General features: G+C 64.6%; 24 protein-coding genes. 7 read left to right on the top strand and 17 right to left on the bottom strand.

Annotated elements, in window-relative coordinates; genetic code table 11:
- Window positions 1-65: 65 nt before the first annotated feature.
- The 4 genes from corA to tsaB form a co-directional block, all read right to left on the bottom strand.
- Window positions 66-1,052: a magnesium/cobalt transporter CorA gene (corA, locus tag ACWGXF_RS03625; RefSeq protein WP_054074335.1), complete on the bottom strand. Its 987-nt coding sequence runs from the start codon at window positions 1,050-1,052 to the stop codon at window positions 66-68.
- A 212-nt stretch (window positions 1,053-1,264) separates the two neighbouring features.
- Window positions 1,265-2,170, bottom strand: a complete 906-nt coding sequence (locus ACWGXF_RS03620; RefSeq protein ID WP_012840218.1) for a uracil-DNA glycosylase family protein — start codon at window positions 2,168-2,170, stop codon at window positions 1,265-1,267.
- Window positions 2,161-2,673, bottom strand: a complete 513-nt coding sequence (rimI, locus tag ACWGXF_RS03615) for a ribosomal protein S18-alanine N-acetyltransferase (protein WP_452101688.1) — start codon at window positions 2,671-2,673, stop codon at window positions 2,161-2,163. The genes ACWGXF_RS03620 and rimI overlap by 10 nt, the downstream gene beginning before the upstream one ends.
- Before the next feature lie 7 nt (window positions 2,674-2,680).
- Window positions 2,681-3,397 carry a tRNA (adenosine(37)-N6)-threonylcarbamoyltransferase complex dimerization subunit type 1 TsaB gene (gene tsaB / locus ACWGXF_RS03610; RefSeq protein ID WP_034394625.1) on the bottom strand — a complete coding sequence of 239 codons (717 nt, stop codon included), beginning with the start codon at window positions 3,395-3,397 and terminating at the stop codon, window positions 2,681-2,683.
- A gap of 163 nt (window positions 3,398-3,560) precedes the next feature.
- Between tsaB and dacB the strand changes: the two genes are divergently transcribed.
- The 3 genes from dacB (at window position 3,561) to ACWGXF_RS03595 (ending at window position 7,129) form a co-directional block, all read left to right on the top strand.
- Complete coding sequence (gene dacB, locus ACWGXF_RS03605; protein ID WP_452101687.1) at window positions 3,561-5,009, top strand: D-alanyl-D-alanine carboxypeptidase/D-alanyl-D-alanine endopeptidase; 1,449 nt, start codon at window positions 3,561-3,563, stop codon at window positions 5,007-5,009.
- A gap of 237 nt (window positions 5,010-5,246) precedes the next feature.
- Window positions 5,247-6,422 carry an SGNH/GDSL hydrolase family protein gene (locus ACWGXF_RS03600; RefSeq protein WP_012840214.1) on the top strand — a complete coding sequence of 392 codons (1,176 nt, stop codon included), beginning with the start codon at window positions 5,247-5,249 and terminating at the stop codon, window positions 6,420-6,422.
- A 35-nt stretch (window positions 6,423-6,457) separates the two neighbouring features.
- Window positions 6,458-7,129 carry an OmpW/AlkL family protein gene (locus ACWGXF_RS03595; RefSeq protein WP_004340371.1) on the top strand — a complete coding sequence of 224 codons (672 nt, stop codon included), beginning with the start codon at window positions 6,458-6,460 and terminating at the stop codon, window positions 7,127-7,129.
- Window positions 7,130-7,185: 56 nt separating this feature from the next.
- Here ACWGXF_RS03595 and ACWGXF_RS03590 read toward each other — a convergent pair whose 3' ends face one another.
- The 10 genes from ACWGXF_RS03590 to ACWGXF_RS03545 form a co-directional block, all read right to left on the bottom strand.
- A complete protein-coding gene (locus ACWGXF_RS03590) occupies window positions 7,186-8,352 on the bottom strand; it encodes an acyl-CoA dehydrogenase family protein (protein WP_256629076.1) in 1,167 nt (388 codons plus the stop codon).
- Between the two features lie 36 nt (window positions 8,353-8,388).
- Window positions 8,389-9,270, bottom strand: coding sequence for a hypothetical protein (locus ACWGXF_RS03585; RefSeq protein ID WP_054074338.1), 882 nt, complete (start codon window positions 9,268-9,270; stop codon window positions 8,389-8,391).
- Window positions 9,263-10,096: an ABC transporter permease gene (locus ACWGXF_RS03580; protein WP_054074339.1), complete on the bottom strand. Its 834-nt coding sequence runs from the start codon at window positions 10,094-10,096 to the stop codon at window positions 9,263-9,265. The genes ACWGXF_RS03585 and ACWGXF_RS03580 overlap by 8 nt, the downstream gene beginning before the upstream one ends.
- The gene (locus tag ACWGXF_RS03575; RefSeq protein ID WP_054074340.1) at window positions 10,093-10,986 is read right to left on the bottom strand and encodes an ABC transporter ATP-binding protein; all 894 of its coding nucleotides are present in this window, start codon (window positions 10,984-10,986) and stop codon (window positions 10,093-10,095) included. The genes ACWGXF_RS03580 and ACWGXF_RS03575 overlap by 4 nt, the downstream gene beginning before the upstream one ends.
- Window positions 10,983-11,999, bottom strand: coding sequence for an ABC transporter substrate-binding protein (locus ACWGXF_RS03570; protein WP_012840209.1), 1,017 nt, complete (start codon window positions 11,997-11,999; stop codon window positions 10,983-10,985). Before ACWGXF_RS03570 ends, ACWGXF_RS03575 begins: the two co-directional genes overlap by 4 nt.
- Before the next feature lie 109 nt (window positions 12,000-12,108).
- Entirely contained in the window at window positions 12,109-13,107 is a 999-nt protein-coding gene (locus ACWGXF_RS03565; protein ID WP_039050284.1) for an L-threonylcarbamoyladenylate synthase, read from the bottom strand.
- A gap of 193 nt (window positions 13,108-13,300) precedes the next feature.
- Window positions 13,301-14,473 carry a 5-(carboxyamino)imidazole ribonucleotide synthase gene (locus ACWGXF_RS03560; protein ID WP_054074341.1) on the bottom strand — a complete coding sequence of 391 codons (1,173 nt, stop codon included), beginning with the start codon at window positions 14,471-14,473 and terminating at the stop codon, window positions 13,301-13,303.
- On the bottom strand, window positions 14,470-14,964 hold the full coding sequence (gene purE, locus ACWGXF_RS03555; protein WP_003072555.1) for a 5-(carboxyamino)imidazole ribonucleotide mutase: 495 nt from the start codon (window positions 14,962-14,964) through the stop codon (window positions 14,470-14,472). The genes ACWGXF_RS03560 and purE overlap by 4 nt, the downstream gene beginning before the upstream one ends.
- Before the next feature lie 100 nt (window positions 14,965-15,064).
- Window positions 15,065-16,477, bottom strand: coding sequence for a hypothetical protein (locus ACWGXF_RS03550; RefSeq protein ID WP_452101686.1), 1,413 nt, complete (start codon window positions 16,475-16,477; stop codon window positions 15,065-15,067).
- Window positions 16,474-17,451 (bottom strand): ABC transporter ATP-binding protein, encoded by a 978-nt coding sequence (locus tag ACWGXF_RS03545; RefSeq protein WP_054074343.1) that lies wholly within the window; start codon window positions 17,449-17,451, stop codon window positions 16,474-16,476. The genes ACWGXF_RS03550 and ACWGXF_RS03545 overlap by 4 nt, the downstream gene beginning before the upstream one ends.
- A 319-nt stretch (window positions 17,452-17,770) precedes the next feature.
- On the opposite strand from ACWGXF_RS03545, the gene trxA reads away from it, so the two are divergent.
- From trxA to ACWGXF_RS03530, 3 genes are all read left to right on the top strand, one after another.
- Window positions 17,771-18,721: a thioredoxin gene (gene trxA / locus ACWGXF_RS03540; RefSeq protein WP_054074344.1), complete on the top strand. Its 951-nt coding sequence runs from the start codon at window positions 17,771-17,773 to the stop codon at window positions 18,719-18,721.
- A 93-nt stretch (window positions 18,722-18,814) separates the two neighbouring features.
- Complete coding sequence (locus ACWGXF_RS03535) at window positions 18,815-19,867, top strand: nuclease-related domain-containing protein (RefSeq protein ID WP_054074345.1); 1,053 nt, start codon at window positions 18,815-18,817, stop codon at window positions 19,865-19,867.
- 52 nt (window positions 19,868-19,919) lie between these two features.
- A complete protein-coding gene (locus ACWGXF_RS03530; protein ID WP_054074366.1) occupies window positions 19,920-20,408 on the top strand; it encodes an META domain-containing protein in 489 nt (162 codons plus the stop codon).
- A gap of 3 nt (window positions 20,409-20,411) precedes the next feature.
- On the opposite strand, the gene ACWGXF_RS03525 is transcribed toward ACWGXF_RS03530, so the two are convergent.
- The 3 genes from ACWGXF_RS03525 to ACWGXF_RS03515 form a co-directional block, all read right to left on the bottom strand.
- Window positions 20,412-20,765 (bottom strand): ribbon-helix-helix domain-containing protein, encoded by a 354-nt coding sequence (locus ACWGXF_RS03525; RefSeq protein WP_054074346.1) that lies wholly within the window; start codon window positions 20,763-20,765, stop codon window positions 20,412-20,414.
- A gap of 119 nt (window positions 20,766-20,884) precedes the next feature.
- Window positions 20,885-21,466: a DJ-1/PfpI family protein gene (locus ACWGXF_RS03520; RefSeq protein WP_003060496.1), complete on the bottom strand. Its 582-nt coding sequence runs from the start codon at window positions 21,464-21,466 to the stop codon at window positions 20,885-20,887.
- A 58-nt stretch (window positions 21,467-21,524) separates the two neighbouring features.
- A complete protein-coding gene (locus tag ACWGXF_RS03515; protein ID WP_039050278.1) occupies window positions 21,525-22,745 on the bottom strand; it encodes a mechanosensitive ion channel family protein in 1,221 nt (406 codons plus the stop codon).
- 368 nt (window positions 22,746-23,113) lie between these two features.
- Between ACWGXF_RS03515 and leuS the strand changes: the two genes are divergently transcribed.
- The gene (gene leuS / locus ACWGXF_RS03510; protein ID WP_256629068.1) at window positions 23,114-25,822 is read left to right on the top strand and encodes a leucine--tRNA ligase; all 2,709 of its coding nucleotides are present in this window, start codon (window positions 23,114-23,116) and stop codon (window positions 25,820-25,822) included.
- Window positions 25,823-25,914: the final 92 nt, after the last annotated feature.

The raw sequence follows: 25,914 nt of genomic DNA, 5'->3' as shown, positions 1-25,914 counted from the left end.
GCTGTTTCAAGGAGAGGGCGCTTGCCTGTGTCGATGTGTGAGCGACCAGTTGTGCCGGGCATGTGTTATTTCAGCCAGCCGCGTTTGCGGAAGTACAGCATGGGGCCGACGGCGCTCAGAATCATCAGGGCGATCACGTAGCCGTAGCCGAATTCCCACTCCAGCTCGGGCATGAACCTGAAGTTCATGCCGTAGACGCTGGCAATCAGCGTGGGCGGCAGCAGAGCCACGCTGGCCACCGAGAAGATCTTGATGATCTTGTTCTGATTGATGTTGATGAAGCCGACCGTGGCGTCCATCAGGAAGTTGATCTTGTCGAACAGAAAAGCCGTGTGACTGTCCAGCGACTCGATGTCGCGCAGAATCTGGCGTGCCTCCTCGAACTGCTCGGCGTTGAGCATCTTGGAGCGCATCAGAAAGCTCACGGCGCGGCGCGTGTCCATGACGTTGCGGCGGATGCGGCCGTTCAAGTCTTCCTGGCGGGCAATGGCACCCAGCACTTCCTTGGCCATCTCGTCGGTCACATCGCCGGACAGCACCATCTTGCTGGCTTTTTCCAGGTCGTCGTAAATGCGCTCCAGCGTGTCGGCAGAGTACTCGGCATCGGCGTCAAACAGCTTGAGCAGAACGTCCTTGGCATCGTCGATCAAGCCGGGCGCACGGCGCGCTCGCATGCGCAGCAGGCGAAAGACAGGCACATCCTCGTCGTGGATGGAGAACAGCACGCCATGGCTGCGCAGCGCTGCGTTGTGCTGGTTGACGATGAAGGCCACGCGCACCGAGCGGGGGTCTTCGTCGTCGTCGATCAGAAAGTCGCTGCGGATATGCAGCTCGCCGTTGTCTTCTTCGTAAAAACGCGCCGATTCCTCGATGTCGTCGTCCATCGCATCCTCAGGGATGGACAGTTCATAGTGCTGCTTGATCCAGCGCTTTTCTTCGAGGGTTGGCGATTCCAGATCGACCCAGACGGGGCGAAAGCGTTCCAGGTCTGCCAGGGACTCGATTTCTTCCTGAACGAGTCGACCATTGGCTAGCGTAAAGATGTTGAGCATCAGCTCACTCCCGGTTGTTCTTGAGGTTCTGCAGGGATCAGGGCGCTTTCAACCCCCACAGTCTGTACCGGGAGCTGAAAGCTACCAACTAGGGTAGGTTTCCACGGATGTCTTTCAGTAATTCGAAGCCAGTGATTATGCTACGTTGCACTGCAGCATGTCGCGTGCGGCATAGTTGGGCAAGTGGGTAAGCGGGGCTTGTCGCCCGCCTGTCACAGCCCCTTGGTAAACGCGTCGGCCTGCACCAGATCGGCCCAGGCACCGGCCTTGGCCTGCGGCGCACGCAGCAGATAGTTGGGGTCGTAGGTCACCACCGTGGGCACGCCCGCAATGTGGTGCGGCTCGGCCCGCAGCCGGCCCAGCGCGTCATGGCGGCCCAGCACGGCGCGTGCACTGGCCAGGCCCAGAACCAGCACGCAGTCCGGGCGCAGCTCGCGCAGCAGAGTCTCCAGGGCGGGTTGCAGCGCCTGGGCATGGCTGAGATCGGCATCGGGTGGCGCGCGGTGCAGGGCGGCGCTGAAGACACGCGGTTTTTCCTGCAGTCCGAGGGCACGCAGCATATTGTCCAGCAGCTTGGCGGCATCGCCCTGCAGCGCCGTCTGGGCGCTGTCGGCCGCAGGCCTTTGCGCCGGGCTCAGCAGAGGCGGGTTGGCGGCAGGCTCCAGCAGGATCAGCCAGCCGCCTTGCTCGGCGCTGTGCACATGCTGCGGCGCATGGGGGTAGACCAGCTGGGCGGGACTGATGGTCCAGCCGAGGCCTGGCTCGCCGGCCGGGCCTGCGGCGGGTTGCTGCACAAACTGACGAGGCTCGTGCGCCCGGTGACCGGACAGATTCTGGGGCGGTGGGCTGGCGGGCCTGGCGGTCTGGGCGGGCGGTTGAACCGGTGCCGGCGCTGCCTCGGCCGCAGGTGCAGCGGCCTGAGCCACGGGCGGGCTTACGGGGGCGGGCGGCGCCGTGCGCATCGCCGGTGCCGCGACGGACTCCGCGACCGGTGATGGTGCGGCGGCGACTGCAGCGACAGCAGCAGTTGCTGCTGGTTCCACGGGGTCGGGCAGCCAGACGGTGATGCCCATGGCTTCCAGCATGGCCCGCTGGCGGGCATCCAGGTTCAGGGCCATAGTTTCAGACTCATGAGCACCGCATGTTCGCGCGGGCCGTTGGGGTTGGGATAATAGTTCTTGCGCAGGCCGACTTCGGCAAAGCCGTGCCTGAGATAGACCTCACGGGCGCGGGCATTGCTTTCGCGCACTTCCAGCCAGATCCACTGGGCATTCTGCTGCCGTGACCATAGAGCCAGCGCATCGAGCAGCACGCGAGCCCAGCCCTGGCGCTGGCAGGCCGGGTTGACGGTGATATTGAGCAGATGCACCTCGTCCAGCGCCTGCATGGCGACAAAGTAGCCCAGCAACTGATGATCGGCATCGACCAGCAGCTGTATCTGGTAGCCGGCCACCATGGCATCCTGGAAGTTGCCGCGCGTCCAGGGATGGACATAGGCCTGCTCCTCGATCGGGAGCAGGGTTTCCAGCCAGAGCGCGGACAGCGGCTCGAAATGCACCAGGGATGCCGCGTCCTGGGCGCTGGCGTCGGCGGCGAGTGTGGAGCTGCTGGGCAAGGTCATTGGGCGCTTATCGGGAGGCGATGCCGGTTGCATCGGGTGTGAGGGCTGCGGCGGCCTTTTCGGCTTCGCGCTCGGCCGTGGTTTTTGCCACTTTATCGCGGATATAGCGCGGCAGCGCCTCTTCGGCCGGTACCGCGCAGCCTTTTGCCAACAGTGCCGGTGCCAGGCGCAGCATGGCCGTGGCTGTGGGCATGGCGTGCACATGGCGGGCGGCTGGTGCCAGCAGCTCGGGGTAGACGGGCTGGGCATTGCCCGCCACGGCATGGCCGGCTGCAGCCTGCAAAGCCTCGGGGGCGCACAGGCCGAAGTCCTCGGGCTCGATCCACTGGCCGTCCACATAGCAAAAGGCTGCGTGATAGACCTCGTGCATGCGCGCGTCGAGCACGGCCTCGACCTCGGTGCAGCCATGCAGATGACGGGCCTCTTCGGCCACGGTGAGCAGCGAGTCCACGGGCAGCACGGGAACCTTGGCGGCAAACGCCAGACCCTGGGTGATGGCGCAGGCCGTGCGCAGGCCCGTGAAGGAGCCGGGGCCGCGCCCGAAGGCAATGGCGTCCAGCTGCGCGAAACTCAGCCCCGCATCCTTCATGAGCTGGCGTATCGCCGGCAGCAACTGGGCCGACGACTGCTGCGCGCCAGGCCCGCTGTGCTGCCAGATGGCATCGCCACGCTGGACGGCAACAAACAGGGTATCGGTACTGGTGTCGATGGCGAGAAGATTCATGTTCGGCGGGGCGTCAGCCGCAGGCGGGCTGGAGCGCAATACGGGCTGCACTGGGCTGCAACAGACGGCAGCATAGCCCTGCATTATCGGACGCCCGCTGCCAGCTTGCCGCGGGCGCTGCCAATGCCCGGCATGGGCGAAGCCCGGCGTAGACTCTGGCCCCATGCTGCAGACCCCCTTCTTTCTTCGCAAGACCCTGAGCGCGCTGGGCGCATCGTTGCTGGCGCTGCTGGCCCAGTCCTCGCTGGCGCAGTCTCCGCCTGCCGACACCCGCATTCCCGCCGCCGTGGACGCGGCGCTGCAACGCGCCAAGATTCCGCGCGACGCCGTATCGCTGCTGGTGATGAATGTGGATGGAAAATCGCCACCGAGCCTGGCCTGGCGCACGCACCAGGCCATGAATCCGGCCTCGGTCATGAAGCTGGTCACCACCTATGCGGCGCTAGACCAACTGGGCCCGGCCTATGTCTGGCGCACGCCCGTCTATCTGGGCGGTCCGGTGGTCGATGGCGCCTTGCGCGGCAATCTCTACATCCAGGGTCAGGGCGACCCCAAGCTGGTGCTGGAGCGCCTGTGGCTGATGCTGCGCCGCCTGCAAGGCATGGGCATCAAGGTCATCGTGGGCGATATCGTGCTGGACCGCAGCGCCTTTCAGCTGCCCACGCATGATGCGGCGGTATTCGACAACGAGCCCTGGCGGCCCTATAACGCCTCGCCCGATGCGCTGCTGATCAACTACAAGGCCGTGGCGCTGAATATTGCTCCTGATACAGGAGCTGGTGTCGCTCGTATTCAATACGATCCACCGATGTTTGGTATGGAAAACCAGCAGACAGTTGCGCTAGCTGCTCCTACTTCTGATTGCGGCGACTGGCGCAGCAAGATGCAACTGGACATGAACAATCCGCAGCGCATCGCCTTCAACGGCAGCTATCCGGCAAGCTGCGGCGACAAGAGCTGGTCCATTGCACCGGCGCAGCCCGAGCGCTTTGCGGCCAAGGCCATAGAAGGCATGTGGCGCGAGTTGGGCGGCAAGCTCACCGGCGCCGTGCGCGACGGCAGCGTGCCACAGGGCCTGCAGCCGGCCTTCCAGCTGGAGTCTCCGGCGCTGTCCGAAGTGGTGCGCGACATCAACAAATACAGCAACAACATCATGGCCCAGCATGTGCTGCTCACGCTGGGCATGCAGCGCACCGGCGTGGCCAGCTTCGACTCCGCGCGCCAGTCGCTGGCACAGTGGTGGGCCGCGCGCTGGGGCAATGCCGAGCAGCCCGTGGTGGACAACGGCGCAGGCCTGAGCCGCAATGCCAGCATCACGGCCAGCGGCCTTGGGCAGATGCTGCAGAACGCCTGGGTCTCGCCCGTGATGCCCGAGTTCGTCTCCTCCATGCCCATTGTCGGCGTGGACGGCACGCTGCGGCGCAGCAAGAGCCGGTTTGTGGGCGCCGCCCACCTCAAGACCGGTAGTTTGCGCGACTCGGCCGCGTTGGCCGGCTATGTCGACGGTGCCAGCGGCCAGCGCTATGTGCTGGTGGCCATGGCCAACCATGCCAATGCGGCCGCGGCACGCACGGCCTGGGATGCACTGGTGGACTGGACGGCGGCCCAGTAGCCGCCCGGGGCGGCGCTCCATCACCGCTACATCGCCGCCCTTTGTCCGCCTCGACAAACCGGACCCTGGTCCGGTTTTTTTGTTGGGTGACAGCCTGATGACCCGCTTATTGGGCGTTGGATTTTTGTCCGACCATCGGTAATTGCCCGATAACAACGCGGGGATGAGTGTCGCTAGGATGACGCTGAGGAAAAAAGCACGACCGTGCGATTCACAACACCTCAGGAGAACATCATCTTGGCAAGCAAACTCAAACTCTTGGCGGCTGCAATGGCAACGGTGGGCCTGCTGGCGGCCTGCGGCGGCGGAGGGGGGGCCGATACCACCCCCAAGGCCAAGGTCACCTCGGTCAAGGTCATGGGCGATAGCCTCGCGGACAGCGGTACCTTCGGTTTCAAGTTCACGGTACAGGGCTCGGCGCCCACTGGTGCTGGCTCGACCATGATCTGGCCCGAGCGCATTGCCGACCAGTTCAGCCAGAGCTTGTGCGCGCACTTTCGTGCCGGTGACGAGAATCTCACGACTTATCAGGAGGTCGCCACCTGCACCAACTACGCCGTGGGTGGTGGCCGCGTGAACCCGCTGGATGCGCCGACATCGCCCAAGTCGGTACTGGTTCAGATCCAGGCCGCATCCAAGGCAGGCTTCAGCGCCGATGATCTCGTCGTGATCGATGGCGGTGCCAACGATGCCGCCGATGTGATCGGGGCGCTGATTGCCGCAGCCAAGGGCAATTCGCAGCCGCTGAACGCCATGGTGGCCTGGCTGGATTCCAAGGCTGCGGGAACGTCCACGGCCCTGATGACACAGGCCGGAGGCGATGCCTCCAAGTTCGCCGGCCTGGCGGCGGGTGCCTATCTGCAGACCCTGGCCAAGACTCTGGCCGGCTCCATTGCGCAGAATGTGGTCGCCAAGGGCGCCACGCGTGTGGCCGTGCTGAATGTTCCTGCCATCACCAAGACACCGCGCTTCCAGATGGTCCTGGCCAGCATTGCCCAGGCCGCAGGCGGCGGGGATCAGGGGGCTGCTGCGGCCGCCAAGCAGGAAGCGTCATTCGATGCCCTGGTACAGGTCTTCAACAACCAGCTGGCTGCCAGTCTGGCAGGCCAGACCCAGGTGGTGCTGGTCGATTTCTACACCGAGTTCAAGAGCCAGATCAGCAACCCGGCACAGTACGACTTCGACAACGTGAAGGACCCGGTCTGCCCGATCACTGGCGTGGACGAAAGTGGCCTGCCCAGCTACACATTCCCTACCTGCACGGCAGCGGCCCTGAGTGCCACACCCGGCAAATCCAGCCCTGACTGGTGGCAGCACCATGTCTTTGCTGACAGTTTCCACCCCACGCCTTACGGCCATCAGCAAATGAGCCAGCTGGTTTCTCGCTCTCTGGCCCAGAAGGGCTGGTTGTAAATCCGTCCGCACCTCAATAACAAGGAGACAAAACCATGAAGATTTCTGTGCGGATCATTGCAGCCGCTGCTGCGCTGGCGGCCTGCGGTCTGGCCAGCGCCCAATCGGCCGGAAGCTGGATGGCGCGTGTCGGCGTGACCCATCTGTCGCCCGATGTGAGCAGCGGCAATCTGTCGGCACCATCCTTTCCCAACACCAAGGTCGACGCCGGCAGCAATACCCAGCTGGGCGGCGGCATCACCTATATGGTGACCGACAATCTGGCGCTGGACGTGCCTCTGGCCACGCCCTTCAAGCATGATCTGTCGGGAGCCGGCTCGATTGCCGGCGTGGGCAAGCTGGGCAGCACCAAGGCGATACCGGCGACGCTGATGCTGCAGTACCGCTTCAACGAGGCCAAGGCCGCGTTCCGCCCCTATCTGGGCGTCGGTGTGACCTATGCTCATTTCTATGGCGAAAAGACCACGGCTACGCTCAACGGCCTGACAGGGGGCACCCAGGCGAATCCGACCACCGCCGAGCTCGACGACAAGTTCGGTGCGCTGGCGCAGCTGGGCTTTGTCTACAACTTCAACGAGCGCTGGTTTGTGGATGCCTCCTACTCCAAGAGCTTTCTGAAGACCAAGATCCACCTGTCTTCGGGCCAGAGCATCAGCGTCAGACTCAATCCCGATGTGTTCTCCGTGGGCATAGGCTACCGCTTCTGAGGCGGCGCGGCCTACACGAAAAATCCGGGCGGGTCCCGGATTTTTTGGCTGCGGCTTCAGTTGTAGTGCTGGGCCGAGGGCTCCTCGCCATGCACGGCCCAGCGGCCCAGGGCCTGGAGCTTGTAGTCCAGCGGATCGTGCAGGGTATGGGTGCGCACATTGCGCCAGAAACGGTCGAAGCCGAGATCGGCATGGGTGCCGCGCGAGCCCACCACATCGAACATCTCCTGGGTGGCGAACAAGGTGCAGCGATGCGCCATGACCTTGGCTTCGAAGACGGCGATGGCGACCTCGGCGCGTTCCGCCGCGCTCAGCCCAGGGCCGCGCTCCCAGGCTTTTTGCAGCAGATCTGCGCCGTGGTCGGCCATCAGGGCCGCCCCCGAAATCTGGGCCTGCATTTCGCCCATGCGACGCAGCAGATAGGGATCGTCGGTGGCGCGCTCCACCGCCGAGCCCAGCCAGGGCCGGCCATGTTCGCGCGCATAGTCGCGTGCCTGCCGGCGAGCGCCCTGGGCCACGCCGACAAACAGATTCACCAGCACCAGCTGCGCCAGGCAATTGCGCAGCGTATGAAAGGCCGTGACCTCGGCGCTCTCGTCGCGCATGACGGCGCTGGCAGGAAGCTGGACGCGATTGAACTGAACCGAGCCGCTGTCGGTCTGGCGCTGGCCCATGGGGTTCCAGTCATCCTTGACGGCAATGCCGGGCGAGGCGGTTTCAAGCAGGCCCAGAACCGGCTGCGCATGGCCTGCCACACTGGCCGATACCGTCAGGTAGTGAGAGCCGCGCGTGCCCGAGCAAAAGCCTTTCAGACCGTCGAGCACATAGCCGCCGGCGAGCTCCGAGCTGCGGGGCAGGGCCTGCAGACGCGTGTCGCGCGGGTTCAGCGCATTGCCCCACCAGCCGTTCTCGTCGATGGTGCGGCGCAGCCAGAGGCGCTGCTGCTGGCGCGAGCCATAGATCAGCACGGTGGCGACCTGGAGCTGGTGAAACGCCAGCACATGGGCCAGGGCGCTGTCGACGGCGGCCAGGGCGCGCACATGGCGGTAGATGTCGGGCCAGTTCAGCGCATCGCCGCCATGTTCGCGCGGAATCGCCAGGCGCAGCAGGCCGGCATCGCGCAGCAAGGCTTTTTCCGCTGCCGCATGGCCGCCCTGGCGGTCGCGTGCGACGGCGGTTTTTTCCAGGGTGCCGAGTACATCGTTGAAGTGGCTGGAGAACATGGTCAAGAAGGTAGAGAGCGGAAAAGAGGCGGACGGTCAGTGGCAGATGGCTCCGTCTTCCAGCAAGGAAGCTTCCAGAGCAATCGTGCTGACGCGGTTGTCCTGCGCGCGTTGCTGCAGACCGCTGCGCTGCCACTGCTGGACGGCGTGCTGCAGCCAGCGGGTGGACTGTGCATCGGCTTTGGCCAGACGGATATGGGCCTGATCCGTGGAGCGAAAGCGGTTGCCGAGGCGGGTGTAGAAGCGCCAGTTGTCCTGTTGCAGCAGGCGCGTGATGACCTCGGGCGACTCGGCCAGAACATGGCATTTGCCGGCCAGGAAATCGCTGACTGCATGAATGCTGGAGGGCGCGAAAAGAGGCTGCAGGCCCTGGGTCTGCAAGGTGTTGGCAGAGGCCTGACCCGTGGCGACGCAGGCCGTGGGTCTGGGGGCGGCCTTCTGCGCCACATGCGGCAGCCAGGAGCTCCAGTGACCGGGGGCATGGCGGCTCCAGAGGGAGGCCTGCTGCTTGAGCACCAGCAGTTGCAGGCTCTGCGGCATATAGCTGCCGCCGGTCTGTCGATCGGCAGCGGTCGGGCCATCCCGCGGCGCCACGCCTTCGAGCACCAGGTCTGCATCGCTTGCGGGGCTGATTTTGACGCTGGTGCCCAGTTGCCGGCCCAGCCAGTCCGCCAGGGCCTGGTCGTAGACATCGGGTTCTGGCGACAAGGCTTCGCCGGGCAGGGCAGGGCGCGCATAGCTGCGCAGGGCCACATGCAGCACGCCATTGCGCCGGGCCTGCTGCAGCACCGGGCCTGCAGTCTCGATGTCGCCGAGCTGCGGCAAGGCGGGCCAGAGCACGCCAGCGCCGGCGGCAGCGGCCGCCAGCGCGGTACCGACAATCGCCAGGCGCCGCCAGGACTGCACCGGCCTACTCATGGAATTCCAGCCCGCTGCGCCAGCGCGTCAGGCGCTTTTCGAGCAAGGCCAGTCCATAGTTGAGCGCCAGGCCCAGAACGGCCAGCAGCACGATGCCTGCATACATGCTGGGGATCTGGAAGATCTCCTGAGAGTTCAGCGTGAGAAAGCCCAGGCCGGCATGCGAGCCGATCATCTCGGCGGCGACCAGCGCGGTGATCGAATAGGCGCCCGCCAGCCGGATGCCGGTGAAGATGGACGGTGCCGCCGCCGGCAGGATGACCTTGAAGAAGATGAAGCCGCGCGAGGCCCCCATGGACAGCGCCGAATGAATCAGCAGCTTCTCTACCTGCTTGACGCCGCTGATGGTGTTGAGCAGCACCGGCCAGAAGGCCGCCCAGAAGATGATGGCGATCTTGGACGCCTCGCCGATGCCGAAGAACAGCAGAAAGACCGGAAACAAGGCCAGGGCCGAAACCTGACGGAACAGCTGCAGCAAGGGGTCGACAAAGGCCTCGAAGCGGCGTACCACGCCCATCAGCAGGCCCAGTGCCACGCCTGCCAGTATGGCCAGAATCAGCCCTGCCAGAGAGCGCTGCAGGCTGGCCGCCACATGCTTGCCTAACTGGCCGGTCTGCGCCAGCTCGACAATGGCCGCCAGAACAGCGGATGGCGGGCTGAGAAAGGCCGAATTGACCAGTCCCGCGCGCGGCAGGAATTCCCAGATGGCAAAGAACAGCAGCACGCAGGCTGAGCGCTCCAGCCATTGGAGCCCGAGTTGCCGGGAGGAAAGCAGCGACACCGGCTTGGCGGGGCGCCGGGATGGGGATGCGGCCAGTTGGCTCATATGGCAAATCCTCGCAAGACCAGGCTGAAATCAGGGGCGGTGGGCAGCAGCGGTGCCAGCGGTTGCTGGCGGTGGCCACTGGCAAAGGCGACTTCGTCGCGCAGCACATCCCAGGCCTGTTCGCGCAGCTGCACAAAGGCCGGGGCGTGGCGTATCTCGGCTGGGCGCGGGCGCGGCAGCGCTATGTCCAGAACGGATTTGATGCGACCGGGTCGGTGCGTCATGACGGCGATGCGGTCCGACAGATAGATGGCTTCATCGAGGCTGTGAGTGATGAAGACGATGGTGGTCTTGTGCTGCTCCCAGATGCGCAGCAGCTCGGACTGCAGTATTTCGCGTGTCTGGGCATCCAGGGCGGCAAACGGTTCGTCCATCAGCAGCAGGCTGGGCGAATAGGCCAGGGAGCGGGCGATGGCCACGCGCTGACGCATGCCGCCCGAGAGTTCGTGAGGGTAGCGCTGGCCGAAGCCGGCCAGCCCCACCAGGTGCAAAAACTGCTCGGCAGTCTCCCGGCGCTCGCGTTTGGGAATCTTGCGGATCTCCAGCCCGACCTCGATGTTCTGAAGCACGGTGCGCCACGGAAACAGCGCATAGCCCTGGAACACCACGCCCTGCTCGCGGTTGATGCCGCTGGCCGGCTGGCCGTCGATGCTGATGCTGCCGCCGGTCTTGCGCGCCAGCCCGGCCAGCACATTGAGAAACGTGGACTTGCCGCAGCCCGAGGGTCCGAGGAGGGTGAAGAACTCGCCTTCACGGATATCGAGATTGAAGTCCTGCAGGGCGGCGATCTGCTGCTTGCGGCCGCGCTCGTCGGCAATGGCGAAATCCATGCGCACATCGCGTGCCCGGATCTTGATGGCGGAGCTGGAGTCGTCGAGGGCCGCGCTCATGTCGCCGCTCCCTTGGCAAAGGGGTTGAACTCGTTGGTGTACACATCCTTGACCGCCACCTTGCCCGGCTGCAGCTTGCCTTCACGCTCCAGCACGTCGATGTAGTACTGGATGGGCGGCTCGGTGATGATCTGGTCGTCCACATAGGCATAGCGCTCCACATGCTTGAGCTCCATGCCCAGGCGCTCGGCCGTGTAGCGGCGCGCTTCGTCGGTGTTGGCATTGACCCAGTTGCCGGCCTTGGCGATGGCCGTGACCACATCGCGCACGGCCTGCGGGTTCTCGCGCGCAAACTTGCCGTTGACGCTGTAGGGGGCCATGCCGCCCAGGCCGCGGTCCAGGTCGTAGTCGGTCCACAGGCGCTGCAGCTCGGGGTTGGCTTCGGCACCGCCTGAATGGGGTGGGTGGATGATGGCCAGATCCACATTGCGGCCGATCACGGCCTGCTCGCCCTGGTTGTCGGGAACCACCAGGAAGTTGATCTTGTTGACATCGGCGCCGTGCTCGCGGAAATAGGTCTTGGAGACAAATTCGGCGCAGGCGCCGAAGCTGTTGAAGCCTATGGTCTTGCCTTCCAGATCCCTGGGCGTGCGGATGCCCGAATCCTTGCGCACGAAGTACTTCATATGCGGCGCCTCCTGCAGCGTCTTGCTGCCGGCGGCAATCACCTTCATGTCGGCCCCGGCCGCAATGGCCGAAATCACCAGCGGCACCATGCGCGAGCCGAAATGGATGTCGCCCGTGCCGACCAGCGGAATGATCTGGGGGGCGGCAATCTTGCCCACGTAGTTGGGGCGGGTCGAGGTACCGTCGAAGTAGCCCAGTCTGTCGGCCAGATAGATCAGGTCGAAAGAGGGGTTGTCGGGGTAGTTGAAGGGAACGACCTTGCCGTTTTGTGCCGTGCGGCTCGTTTCGCTGCTGGCCTGGTTGTCGGAGCGCGAGCAAGCCGCCAAGCCCAGGGATGCTGCACTGATGGACAGAAGCTTGCCAAGCGCGTCGCGACGGGTTCCCATGGCTCTAACCTTTGAAGTTGCTTTGAAGCGACCAAGGTTAGAGAAGGTGTCTAATAAAGAAAACGAATAAAAATTTGTATCTTTACTTGGAAATCAGCTAAGAGGCTGCTCAGCCCGCAGCCGCTGCACGCTGCAGGCGGTCGCGCACGCCTTCCCAGTCTGCAGTGTCGGGCGGGGTTTCGATCCAGATCAGCTTGGCGCCCCAGTCATCGAAATTGCGCAGCATGCCAAACAGCTCGCGGGCCACGTCGCGCGGCTCGTCGGACATGCGGCGCAGCAGCAGCTGGGTCGTTGTGACATTGAGGGGGCTGCGGTGATAGATGGCGATATTCCTGCCATCTTTGCCCAGTATGTCCAGCGCCGATTGCAGCTGCCTGGCATCCATGAGCCGCACCTTGGCGTTGGGCGCGTAATGCGCCAAAAGCGTTCCCGAAGCACGCGGGGTATCCGCAGTCAGCTCTTCTTTCGAGAGCGGTCGCAGGCCGCAGGCACGCGCTATATCGTCGCGCGTAACGGCGCCGGGGCGCAGCAGCACGGGCACGCCCCGCGTGCAGTCGACGATGGTCGATTCAATGCCCACTTCGCAGGCGCCGCCATCGAGCACCAGCAGTTCCTCGCCAAACTCGGTGGCCACATGCTCGGCCGTGGTGGGGCTGACGCGGCCGAACTTGTTGGCGCTGGGGGCCGAGACGCCCCAGACCGGCGGATCGAGCTGCTGGCAGGCCTTGAGCACCGCATGGGCCACGGGGTGGGAGGGGCAGCGCAGGCCCACGCTGTCCTGACCGCCGGTCGATGCCTTGGCTGCATGCGGCAGGCGCGGCAGGATCAAGGTAAGTGGCCCCGGCCAGAATGCGTCGATCAGCTGCTGGGCAAAGACCGGGACTTCCTTGGCATAGCGCGTGATGGCGGCCGCGTCGGCCACATGCACGATCAGCGGATGGTTGGCCGGGCGGCCCTTGGCGGCAAAGATCTGCGCCACGGCCGCATCGTTGTCGCTGTCCGCGGCCAGGCCGTAGACCGTCTCGGTGGGCAGGCCCAGCAGCCGGCCTTGCTGCAGCGCAGCAGCAGCGGCTTGCACCGAGGCTTCCAGCGTTCCATCCAAGATCATTTCAATTCCTCTTTCATGCACTGCACCGCCGTATGTGCGGTGCTTTTGCGCTTGCAGAGCATCAGCGAAGGACGCCGAGCAAGGGCCGCCCCTTACGCTCAGGGCGTCGTCCCCCTCCCGCGTAGCGAGAGAGGGGCGCCCGGCTAGGGGGAAGCGGCGGGGCCGCCTAGGCAAAGCCGCTCAGGGGGTGTTATCAGAACGCTTCAATGCCGAGGATCTCGGCCGCCTTCAAAGCAGTTTCACGCGCTTTTTCGGGACTGGCCGCGGTGATGTTCAAGTGGCCCATCTTGCGGGCCGGCTTGGCATCGACCTTGCCGTACAGATGCAGGTGGGCACCCGGCAGGGCCAGGATCTGATCCCAGGCCGGAGCCTGTGCACTGTCGCCGTCCTTGAACCACAGGTCGCCCAGCAGGTTGAGCATGACGGTGGCGCTGTGCTGGCGCGGCTGCACCAGGGGCAGATTGGTCATGCAGCGCACTTGCAGCTCGAACTGCGACACATCCATTGCGTTCTGGCTGTAGTGGCCGCTGTTGTGCGGACGCGGGGCGATCTCGTTGACCACCAGCTGGCCGTTGTCCAGCACAAAGAATTCCACGCAGAGCACGCCCACGTAATCGAGGCCGATAGCTACGGATTTCGCAGCGGCTATCGCTTGCTCTGCCTGTGCTGCGGGCACGTTTCCTTCGTAGACCTCGGTCACGGCCAGAATGCCGTCGCGATGCAGATTGCGCTGCACGGGCAGGTTGACGATGTCGCCATTGCGGCCGCGCGCCACGATGACCGAGCACTCATGCGCCAGCGGCAGCATTTTTTCGAGCACGCAGGCCACCTGCTTGAGCTCGTCCCAGGCCTTGATCAGCTCGTCGCGGGTCTTGACGCGGACCTGGCCCTTGCCGTCATAGCCCATGCGTGCGGTCTTGAGGATGCCGGGCAGCAGCGCGTCGTTGACGGCCGCCAACTGCTCGGCCGTCTCGATCACGGCATAGGGGGCGCAGGGCACGCCGCACTTCACGAAGTGGGCTTTTTCGGCGGCGCGGTCCTGGGCGATCGCCACGGCCGAGCCGGCGGGCGATACGGGCAGGCTCTCGGCCAGCTTGTTCAGCGAGCCGGCGGGCACGTTTTCGAATTCGGTGGTCACGGCCGCGCAGAGTCGGGCCAGCTCGGCCAGGCCCTGGGCGTCCTCATAGCCGGTGCGCACATGCTGATGGCTGACCAGGCCAGCGGGGCTGGTCTCGTCCTTGTCCAGCACGGCGGTGAAATAACCCATGGCCTGTGCGGCATGGGCAAACATGCGGCCCAGCTGACCGCCGCCCAGCACGCCGAGCGTCGCACCCGGCAGTATCACTTGCGTGTCGCGGGCGCTCATGCGTTCACCGGCAGGGTCATGTTGCGGGCCGCTTCGGTCTGCTCTGCGCGGAAGGCCTCGAGCTTTTTGCGCAGCTCGGCATCCTCGTTGGCCAGCAGGGCCACGGCAAACAGGGCCGCATTGGCAGCACCGGCATTGCCGATGGCAAAGGTGGCCACGGGCACGCCCTTGGGCATCTGCACGATGGAATGCAGCGAATCCACACCCTGCAGGTGACGGCTGGCCACGGGCACGCCCAGCACGGGCACGGTGGTCTTGGCGGCAATCATGCCGGGCAGGTGGGCAGCACCGCCGGCGCCGGCGATGATGGCCTTGAGGCCACGGTCGGCAGCGGCTTCGGCAAAGCGGAACATGTCGTCCGGCATGCGGTGGGCCGATACGACCTGTGCTTCAAAAGCGATACCGAATTGCTGGAGGATGGCAACTGCGTGTTGCATGGTGTCCCAGTCGCTGCTGGAACCCATGACCACGCCAACTTGGATGGGGTTCATGTTCTTCAGGGCGCTGCCGCCCGGCCTAGTGGAACCCCTGATTTTACGGTTTTGCCGCATTGCCGCCTGACTGTGGGGCATAGCCGTCCGGGCAAAGCAACTATGACTCCCGGATATGGGCCGCCGCGTTATCGCGTGCAAAGCCCAGCACGCGGTCCCTGAAGACATGAATGACCCAGGCCAGCGTGACCAGGATCTGCAGGCTTAGAGAAGCCCAGGGCACATAGCTGACCCAGGCGCCGGCTTGCTCTATGCCGTCCGGTGAGCCCATCCACATGGCCACCACGGGCTGAACAAACATGGCACCTGTATAGCCGCCCATGCCATAGGCCAGCAGCGGCGCGGCGATGTTGAGGATCAGCCAGGCGATGACAAACGAGGCCAGGGGAGACTTGAGCCTGCCCGCCAGCAGGGCGAAGCCGGTCAGCAGCAGGCAGTCACGCAGCAGATGCAGACACAGATAGAAGGTAAAGCTGTTGAGCTTGCCGCTGATGGCCGCCTCAAGTGACTGGGGGGCGAACAGCAGCAGCAAGGCCATGGCAAAGCCCAGCAGCAGGCTGACCGGCCACAGCGGCAGTGCCTCCAGCGCCTCGCGCCAGCGCTGGCGCGAGGCCGACCATTGAACCTGGCGCCAGGCGCGCAGATGCTGGTCCATGTGCTGCAGGGCGACATAGGCGGTGCCGATCAGCGCGATCCAGGCGGTGCTGCTGAAAAATTCGGCAATGCCCAGATTGAGCGAGCCGGCTGTGAAAAATCCCGTCAGCGCCAGACCCAGAGGCCAGGCCCAGGGCAGGGTGCGTACATCGAGTCGGGTGCAAAGCTGGCGCCACAGGGCCAGCAGCCCCAGGCCCAGCACCAGCGCACCGGCCAGATAGGCCAGGCCCAGGCCGCCCACATTCAGGCCCCACCAGAACACGGGCTCGGCGTCGATGTCCACCATGCCCTTGTAGACATGGTCGATAAAGGGGCCGGGGGCGAAGAACAGGATCAGCAGAGGCAGCAGTGCCGCTCGCCGGCGATTGATGGGCCTGTCCCTCAGCCCCCAGCTCATGAGCACGGAATTCATGGCCCAGGTCTGCAGGCCCAGGCCCCAGATCACGGCCAGGCCAATCGTATGCTGCAGCTTCAGGGGCTCCAGCGCCCAGAAATGGGTGATGCCCGCCACGGCCAGTGCAAACCACAGCACGTACAGCCAGGCCGGCAAGGTGGCGCCCAGCAGCTTGCCCCAGGCCATCTGCCAGGGCGTGAGCACGGACAGACGTTGCCAGTCCCAGGTGTTCTGGCTGGCTTCCTCGGCCAGGCTGCGCCCGGCCAGCACGCTGCCATAGATGATGGCTGCCAGATACAGGCCGGCAATGGCGGTCATGCTCAGGGTGCCGGGCAGTCCCTTGGCGGAGGACAGGGCGAAGGGCAGCGCCAGTATGAGCAGGCTCAGGCCCAGGCTCCAGGCCAGCAGCGAGGGGCGCCAGTTCAGCCAGAGCTGGCGCTGGAATTCGGGATTGCGTTGGCTCATGCTTGCTCCTGACTTTCGGTATCGCGGGCCTGGGCAGTGCGCGCATAGCGGTCCTGCAGCCGCTCGCGCACCGGGTAGAGCGCGGCGACGGGAATGCCGGCCTGCACCAGCTGGGCCAGCCATTGGGCGCGTGCGCTGGCGGCGGCTGGCAGCCAGAGTTGGATCGGGCGACGGCCCGTGGTGTCGAAGTCCTGCACCGAGGTGCTCAGCAAGGCCTGACGCAGGCGCGCCTCCAGGCCTTCGCCTGGCTCCACGGCCACTTCCAGCGCATAGAGCAGGGGCTGCTGGCCGGCGACGGCGGGCTGGCCCTCGTCATGGGCGTTCTGCAGCGCCTCGTGGCTTTCGATGCGGCCGTCGCGGATGCTCAGGATATGGGTGCAGTACTCGTCCAGCTCGCTGAGGATGTGGCTGGAGACGATCAGCGTCATGCCCTGGGCCTGCAACTGGCGAAACAGCGTCGAGAGGCTGCTGCGCGCATCGGGATCGAGGCCGCTGGCCGGCTCGTCGAGCAGCAGCACGCCGGGCTGGTGGACGATGGCCTGGCCGATCGCCACGCGCTGGCGCTGACCGCGCGAGAGCTCGGTCGGGTGGCGGTGCAGCAGCTCCGTCAGGCCCAGCTGGGCGGCCACCTGCCGTACGCGGGCATCCACGTCACCGGGTGCAACGCCCATGGACAGGGCCGAGTACTGCAGGCAGCGCATCACGCTGAGCCGGTCATACAGACCATAGAAGTCCGAGAGATAGCCCAGGTGACGGTGCACCTCGCGCGGCTGTTCCTCGACCGACAGGCCTTTGACACGGATATGGCCGGACAGCGGCTGTTCGAGGCCGGCGATGCAGCGCATCAGCGTGGATTTGCCGGCGCCGTTGGGGCCGACGAGTGCCGTCACGCTGCCCGCTGCGATGGACAGGCTCACGCCGTCGAGGGCGCGGTGGCCCGGGTATTCAAACACCAGTTGTGAAACTTCAATCAAGTCTGCGCTCCTTGGTTCGCAAGCAATATAGCCCAGGGGTGAGCGCGGCTGCGGGGCGGTTACTCTTGAAACCGTAGCTACTTGCGCATGTCATCCATTGGTTTTCAGCATAAAACACCTTGAATCGACCTTGAAACATGCGCAGGCTGCTCCCATCTGAGGAGCAAAGACCCGGCCCGCTCTGGTCTATGGCTTGCGCTCGCGCATTTGCGTGGAGAATCGCAGCATCGCGCGGTGGCCACTCTGCTGGAGTGACCGGTTCGCAGATTTTTCAGCGCCGCTGCCCGGGTGGCAGCGCACAAGCAGCATTGGGAATCACATGATTGACGTCACCCTCGAGAATTTTGAAGCCGAAGTCGTAGCCGCCTCCATGGCCGTACCCGTGCTGGTGGACTTCTGGGCACCCTGGTGCGGCCCCTGCAAGACGCTGGGCCCGGTGCTCGAAAAGCTGGAAGTCGCCTATGAAGGCCGCTTTAAGCTGGTCAAGATCGACTCCGATCAGGAGCAGCAGCTGGCCAGCATGTTCGGCATCCGCTCCATCCCGACCTGCGTGCTGATGATCGGCGGCAAGCCTGTGGACGGCTTCATGGGCGCCCAGCCCGAAGGCAAGCTGCGCGAGTTTCTGGACAAGCATCTGCCCTCCGAGGGCGAGCTGGCGGCCGAGGCTGACGCCGACGAAGCCCAGGCCCTGCTGGAGTCCGGCGACACCCAGGCCGCGCTGCAGAAGCTGGCCGATGCGCTGGCGGCCGACCCGGCCAACGACGATGCGCGCTTTGACTATGTGCGCCTGCTGATCGCCACCGGCAGCTTCGAGGAAGCCGCGGCCCTGCTGGCAGAGCCCGTCAAGCGCATTCCCCAGCCGCTGCGCTTCGAAGCGCTGAACCAGTGGCTCAAGGCGCTGGAATTCGCCGTCCAGGGCGACAATGCCGACGTGGCCAAGTACGACGCCGCCATCGCCGCCAACAAGCGCGACTTCGACGCCCGCTTCGGCCGTGCGCGCGCGCTGCTGGCCCACAGCCAGTGGACCGATGCCATGGACGAGTTGCTGGAAATCATCATGCGCGACAAGACCTGGAACGAGCAGGCGGCGCGCAAGCTCATCGTCGGCGTGCTGGAGCTGCTGACCCCGCCCAAGCCCAAGAAGCAGGACGCTGTGCCCGGCAAGACCAGCGGCGGCATCGAGCTGCTGGGCAAGAACAGCGCCGAGCAGGATGAGGCGACGGCCCTGGTCAACAGCTATCGCCGCAAGCTGAGCATGGCGTTGAATTAAAGGCTCCCCCTGGCCGGGCGCCCCCGCCGCGAGGCGGCTCCTGCTTGGCATCTCTGACTTTTGTACGCGCCAGTTTTTGACATGGTGGGATCAATGAATCAGATTCTTTCCACGGCCTTTAATGGCCTGTTTTTGTATCTGGGGCTGGCGCTGGCATTCGCGGTGCTGGCGGCCGTGCTGCGCTCGCCGCGCTTCAAGGGCTGGCGCGGCGAGCGGGCCGTGCAGGCTGCGATCCGCCGGCAGCTCGATCCGCTGGTCTATGTGGACATGCACAACGTCACGCTGCCCACGGCGGATGGCGGCAGCACGCAGATCGACCATCTGATCTTTTCACCCTACGGCCTGTTCGTGCTGGAAACCAAGAACTACCAGGGCTGGATCTTCGGCACCGAAAAGCAGCGCGAATGGACGCAGCAGATCTTCAGAAAGCGCAGCCGCTTCCAGAACCCGCTGCGCCAGAACTACAAGCACATCAAGACCTTGCAGTCGCTGCTGGACATCGCGCCCGAGCATCTGCACTCGGTGATCGCCTTTGTGGGCGACTGCGAGTTCAAGACCGAGATGCCGGCCCATGTCACGCGCGGCCTCGGCTTTGTCGGCCATATCCAGAGCTTTGCCGAGCCCGTGTGGAGCCCCGAGCAAATGCAGGCGCTGCTGGACAAGCTCGAAGAACTGCGGCTGCAGCCCGGTCGTGCCACCGACAGGCGGCATGTGGCGCATGTCCGGCAGTTGCAGGCGGCCAGCAAGGCGCGCAAACCCAGGCAGGAGCCGGTGGCGGAAGCCGCTGCCCATCTGGTCAAGCCGCCCGTGCCCGAGGCCGTGGATATTCTGCTGGAGCCAGTCATGCCGGCGCCGCCTTCGGCAGCGGTCGATAGGGATCTGTCGGCGCAGGTGTCGCCCGCCCAGCCTGCCGTTGCGGCTCCTGCCAGGTTGGCTGACACTGCGGCAGAGGCTGCAGAGCCGGTGCGGCACGGACGGGTCGATGCTGTGCCGGTCTGCCCGCAATGCGAGTGGCCGCTGCGCAAGTTGCTGATGCAGCGCGGGCCGCTGGCGGGGCAGGCCATCTGGCGCTGTACCAATGCGGCGGCCTGCAGCTTTGTGCACGGTGATCAGGTGCTTGCGCAAGCGTCTGAGACTCCTGAATAATGAGCTTCAAGCGCTTTGTCTGTATGCGTTGAAGGCCGCAAAGGTGTTTGTGATGACTGCTTTCTCGAAGCTGCATACCTTTCTTCGCCCGGCATTGAGCGCACTCTTGCTGTTGGGGAGCCTGGCAGTCGGCGCTGCGGATGCAGGGCCTGCAGCGTCCGAAGGCGAAGCCATGGCTGCCGTGCCGGCCCCGCTTCTCGATACCTACTGGAAACTGGTGCAGCTGGGTGACGGCCCGTATGTCAGCGCCTATGACAATCAGCCCGAGCCGCATCTGGTGCTGGAGACCGGTAGCGGCCGTTTTCATGGCGCGGGCGGCTGTAATCGCCTGCGCGGCAACTACAGCCTGGATGGGCGCTGGCTGCGTTTTTCGGCCGTGGGCGGCACCCGCATGGCCTGCGTGCAGGGCATGCGCCGGGAGCAGCTGCTGCTGGCCACTCTGGCTCAGGTCAGCAGCTATGTCGTGCAGGGGCAGAAACTGGTGCTCAGCGATGCCGAGGGGCGTGCGCTGCTGCGACTCGAGGCCGTGTATCTGCGCTGAACCTCAGTGCGTGAGTTGTGGGCTTGAGGACTTGAGTGACGAGGCATTGCCCAGCGAGCGAATCGGTATGCCCATGTCCTGCGGAATATCGCCCGACAGCTGCAGCGCCAGATAGCGGGTGCAGCAGACGCGCAGAAAAGAGCTGAAGTTGTCCACCGCTCCGCGCTCGGCCAGCAGCTCGTCGTAGAGCTTGGTGCAGAGCTGGGGAACGGTATAGCCGTCCCGCGCGGCAATCTCTTCGAGTACCTGCCAGAACAGGTTTTCCAGCCGGATGCTGGTGGCGACTCCATGCAGCCGGATGGAGCGGGCCCGGTGGGCCCAGAGCTGCGGATCGGCGCTGATAAAGACCTGGCACATGGCGCGACTCTCCAAAACAAAAACCGGGCCATGGTGTGGCCCGGCGACTGCTGCGTCAAGAGGTGAACTCTCGAATTGATAGCTTGCTACGCTTGGTGGAAAAGCGCTGGAGGCCGATTTCAGTGCGAAATCTTCGTGCCCAGCAGAGCGAGAAACTGGGCGATCCAGGCAGGATGGGCAGGCCAGGCCGGGGCGCTGACCAGATTGCCTTCGGTATGGGCCTGGTCGACGGGAATGTCGGCATAGCTGCCTCCGGCCAGTTCCACTTCGGCGCGGCAGGCGGGGTAGGCCGAGCAGGTGCGGCCCTTGAGCACGCCGGCCCCGGCCAGCAACTGCGCGCCATGGCAGACGGCGGCCACGGGCTTGTTGGTGTCGAAGAAGTGACGTACGGCGGCGCGCACGCTTTCATAGCCGCGCAGATACTCGGGGCCGCGGCCGCCGGGGATGACCAGGGCGTCGTACTGCTCGGGCTTCACATCGGCAAACGTGGCGTTGAGCGTGAAGTTGTGGCCGGGCTTTTCGCTATAGGTCTGTGCGCCTTCAAAGTCGTGGATGGCGGTCTTGATCTGGTCGCCGGCCTTTTTGTCGGGGCAGACCGCGTGCACGGTATGGCCCACGGCCAGCAGGGCCTGGAACGGGACCATGGTTTCATAGTCCTCGCAGTAGTCGCCGCAAATCATCAAAATCTTCTTGCCTGCCATGGTCTGTCTCCTTTTGAAGTGTCAAACCATTGTGGACAGGCAAGTGGCGCCGCGGGTATTAACGGGCTACTACATCGGGACGGGCGGGCGGATAGTGGGTGCCGTAGTCCGACGAGCGCTGGTACAGCGTCAGCCCGAACTGCGGCAGCACGCCGATCAGATGGTCGAAGATTTCGCCCTGTATGCCTTCGTACTCCACCCAGACGGTGGTGTTGGTGTAGCAGAACAGCTGCAGTGGCAGCCCCGTGGGCGATGTCTCCATGGTGCGCACCATGAGGAACATGCCCGGGCCTTTGCCAATGCGCGGGTGGCCCATCAGATAGGCGTAGGCATAGGCCTTGAAGGCGGCCAGATTCGTCACCTGGTGGGCCGCGATGGCCTGGGTTGGCATGGCGGCCTCGGCCGCGCCGGGCATGGCCTGCAGGCCGTCGCGCTCGCTCCAGTAGGGTTGCAGCAGCGCGATATGGCCCATGCCCGCGCGTTCCTCGGATGAAAGCAGGTGCACGGTGTTGGCGTCCAGGTTCAGCGAGCGCATGATGCGGCGTCCGCCCGAGTCGAACATGCCGCGCCAGTTCTTGAAGCTGTCCGTCATCAGCCGCCAGGTGGGAATGGTGGTGATGGTCTTGTCCCAGTTCTGCACCTTGACAGTATTGAGCGCGATATCGGTCACAAAGCCGTCGGCGCCGACCTGGGGCATCTCTATCCAGTCGCCCACGCGCAGCATGTCGTTGCTGCCGAGCTGAACGCCGGCGACAAAGGAGAGGATGGTGTCCTTGAAGACCAGCATCAGCACGGCCGACATGGCGCCCAGGCCCGAGAGCAGCAGCAGCGGCGAGCGGTCCATCAGCGTGGCCACGATGAGCACCACGGCAAAGCTGCAGACCAGCAGCTTGCCCAACTGCACATAGCTCTTGATGGAATGGGTCTGGACGGCGGCCTTGCGTGCCTCGTCGCGTTCATGGGCCTCGTTCGTGGCATTGAGCAGATCGCACAGCGCGCGTGCCAGGTGGTAGAGCGTGAAGGCCACCGCCACATTGGTGATCAGCGTGGTCCAGCGCGGCTCCAGATGCGGCACGCCTTGCACGCCGAACTGCACGATCAGCGAGGGCACGACCTTGGCCAGGCGGCGCAGCACCTTGTCGTGCATGAGGATCTGGGCCCAGCCAGTCCTGAGGGTGTCGCGCATACGGCGAAAGACCTTGAGCCCCAGCCACTGGGTCAGCCAGCCGGCCACAAGAGCGGTCAGGGCCAGGACGCAGAGCGAGGCCAGCATTTGCATGGCGGGATTCCAGTCAGAAACAAAAGACCAGCGGGAAAGCAAGAGCAGCTCCTCAGAAGAATGGACCGGGGCAGGAGCGCAAGTCTGGCAACTTCGGGCAGAAGGCAGGCGATGGCGTCGGGCACGTAAACAGGCCGGTAAGACCGGCTGGCGTGCAAAAAGTTCAGCAATGTGTGAACAGCCACTAGCTTACGCAAAGCCGTATTTCCCAGCGTGGCGTGCAGGAAGGCCGCAGGGATGGCGCAGCGGGTTCTGCGGTCATGCAAGGCTAAAACGGCGCAAGCGGTCGGGCAGCCTAAAATCCCTGCTGATTTCAGATTTCTACCTTGCCGGGTCCCAAGTGGGGCTGGCGGCCACTGCACTGCACCATGCAAGAAAAATTCAACCACATCGAGGTCGAGCGCGCCGCGCAAGACCACTGGCAAGCCAAGGACGCCTACCGCGTCACCGAAGACGGCAGCAAGCCCAAGTACTACGCCTGCTCCATGCTGCCCTACCCCAGCGGCAAGCTGCACATGGGCCATGTGCGCAACTACACCATCAACGACATGCTCACGCGCCAGCTGCGCATGAAGGGTTACAACGTCCTCATGCCCATGGGCTGGGACGCCTTCGGTCTGCCAGCCGAGAACGCTGCGCTGAAGAACAAGGTGCCGCCCGCCAAGTGGACGTACGAGAACATCGCGTACATGAAGAAGCAGATGCAGGCCATGGGCCTGGCCATCGACTGGAGCCGCGAGGTCGCGACCTGCGACCCCGAGTACTACAAGTGGAACCAGTGGCTGTTCCTCAAGATGCTGGAAAAAGGCATTGCCTACCGCAAGACCCAGGTGGTGAACTGGGACCCGGTGGATCAGACCGTGCTGGCCAACGAGCAGGTCATCGACGGCCGCGGCTGGCGTACCGGCGCGCTGGTGGAAAAGCGCGAGATTCCCGGCTACTACCTGGGCATTACCCATTACGCTCAGGAACTGCTGGATCATGTGCAGGTCGGCAACGAGAAGGCCACCTTGAATGGCTGGCCCGACAAGGTGCGCCTGATGCAGGAGAACTGGATCGGCAAGTCCGCCGGCGTGCGCTTTGCGTTCACGCATGAGGTCAGGAACGCTGCGGGCGAACTGATCGGCGATGGCAAGATGTATGTCTTCACCACGCGTGCCGACACCATCATGGGCGTGACCTTCTGCGCGGTTGCCCCCGAGCACCCGCTGGCGCTGCATGCGGCGGCCTCCAGCCCCGAACTGGCAGTCTTCATCGAGGAGTGCAAAAAGGGCGGTACGACCGAGGCCGAGCTGGCCGTCAAGGAAAAGGAAGGCAAGCCCACGGGCCTGTTCGTCACCCACCCCATCACCGGCGCGCAGGTCGAGGTCTGGATCGGCAACTATGTGCTGATGAGCTATGGCGACGGCGCCGTGATGGGCGTTCCGGCCCACGACGAGCGCGACTTCGCCTTTGCCAACAAATACGGCCTGCCCATCAAGCAGGTGGTGGCCGTGGAAGGCCAGGCCGCTTATGACGACAAGCAGTGGAGCGACTGGTATGGCGACAAGGAGCGCGGCGTACTGATCAACTCCGGCGACTTCGACGGTCTGAACCACAAGGATGCGGTGCAGGCCGTGGCCAAGATTCTGGGCGACAAGGGCCTGGGCGAGCTCAAGACCACCTGGCGTCTGCGCGACTGGGGCATCAGCCGTCAGCGCTACTGGGGCACTCCCATCCCCATCATTCATTGCGCCGATTGCGGTCCTCAGCCCGTGCCCGAGAAGGACCTGCCCGTGGTCCTGCCCCAGGATCTGGTGCCCGATGGCTCCGGCAATCCCCTGGTCAGGAGCGAAGCCTTCCACGCCGGCGTGGTCTGCCCCTGCTGCGGCAAGCCTGCCCGCCGTGAAACCGACACCATGGACACCTTCGTGGACTCGTCCTGGTACTTCATGCGCTATTGCGACGCCAAGAACGGCGAGCAGATGGTGGCCGACGGCGCCGATTACTGGATGCCCATGGACCAGTACATCGGCGGTGTGGAACATGCCATCCTGCACCTGCTGTATGCGCGTTTCTGGACCAAGGTCATGCGCGACCTGGGCCTGGTCAAGATCGACGAGCCCTTCACCAAGTTGCTGACCCAGGGCATGGTGCTCAACCACATCTACAGCCGTCGCACGGCCAAGGGCGCCAAGGAATACTTCTGGCCCAAGGATGTGGAGCATGTGTTCGACGACTCCGGCAAGATCATCGGCGCCAAGCTCAAGGTCGAAGTGGACAGCGCCGACGGCCTGCTGCCCGTGGGTACCGCCATCGATTACGAGGGCGTGGGCACCATGTCCAAGTCCAAGAACAACGGCGTGGACCCTCAGGATCTGATCGAGAAGTACGGCGCCGACACCGCACGTCTGTACACCATGTTCACCTCGCCTCCCGAGCTGACTCTGGAGTGGAACGACGCCGCCGTGGAAGGCAGCTATCGTTTCCTGCGCCGCGTCTACAACTTCGGCAGCAAGCTGACAGGCATGGACATGGCTTCCGCCGTGCAGGGCGTGGCCGGCGCCAAGTCGCTGGACGATGTGGAATTCGGCAAGGCGGCCAAGGCCTTGCGTCTGGAAATCCACAACGTGCTCAAGCAGGTCGAGTACGACTACTCGCGCATGCAGTACAACACCGTGGTGTCCGGCGCGATGAAGATGATCAATGCGCTGGAAGACTTCAAGGCCCTGGATGACACCGGTGCCAAGGTGGCGTTGATCGAAGGCTTCGGCATTCTGCTGCGCGTGCTCTACCCCGCAACGCCCCATCTGGCGCATGTGCTGTGGAGCGAGCTGGGCTATGCCAACCACCTGGGCGATCTGCTCGATGCCCCCTGGCCGCAGGTCGATCCCAAGGCCCTGGTGCAGGACGAGATCTCGCTGGTGCTGCAGGTCAACGGCAAGCTGCGCGGTGCGATCCTGGTGTCCGCCACTGCCGACAAGGCTGCCATTGAGGCGGCTGCGCTGGCCAACGAGGAGTACCAGAAGTTTGCCGAAGGCCGTGCACCCAAGAAGATCATCGTGGTGCCGGGACGTCTGGTGAATATTGTGGTGTAAATGGCTCCCCCCTGAGGCGCTGTGTGCCCAGGAGGCCCCGCCTTCCCCCTCTCTCGCTTCGCGAGAGGGGGACAATACCTTCGCTGCGGGGC

Source organism: Comamonas sp. HJ-2, assembly GCF_053615495.1.
This window is presented reverse-complemented; position numbering and strand designations above follow the sequence as displayed.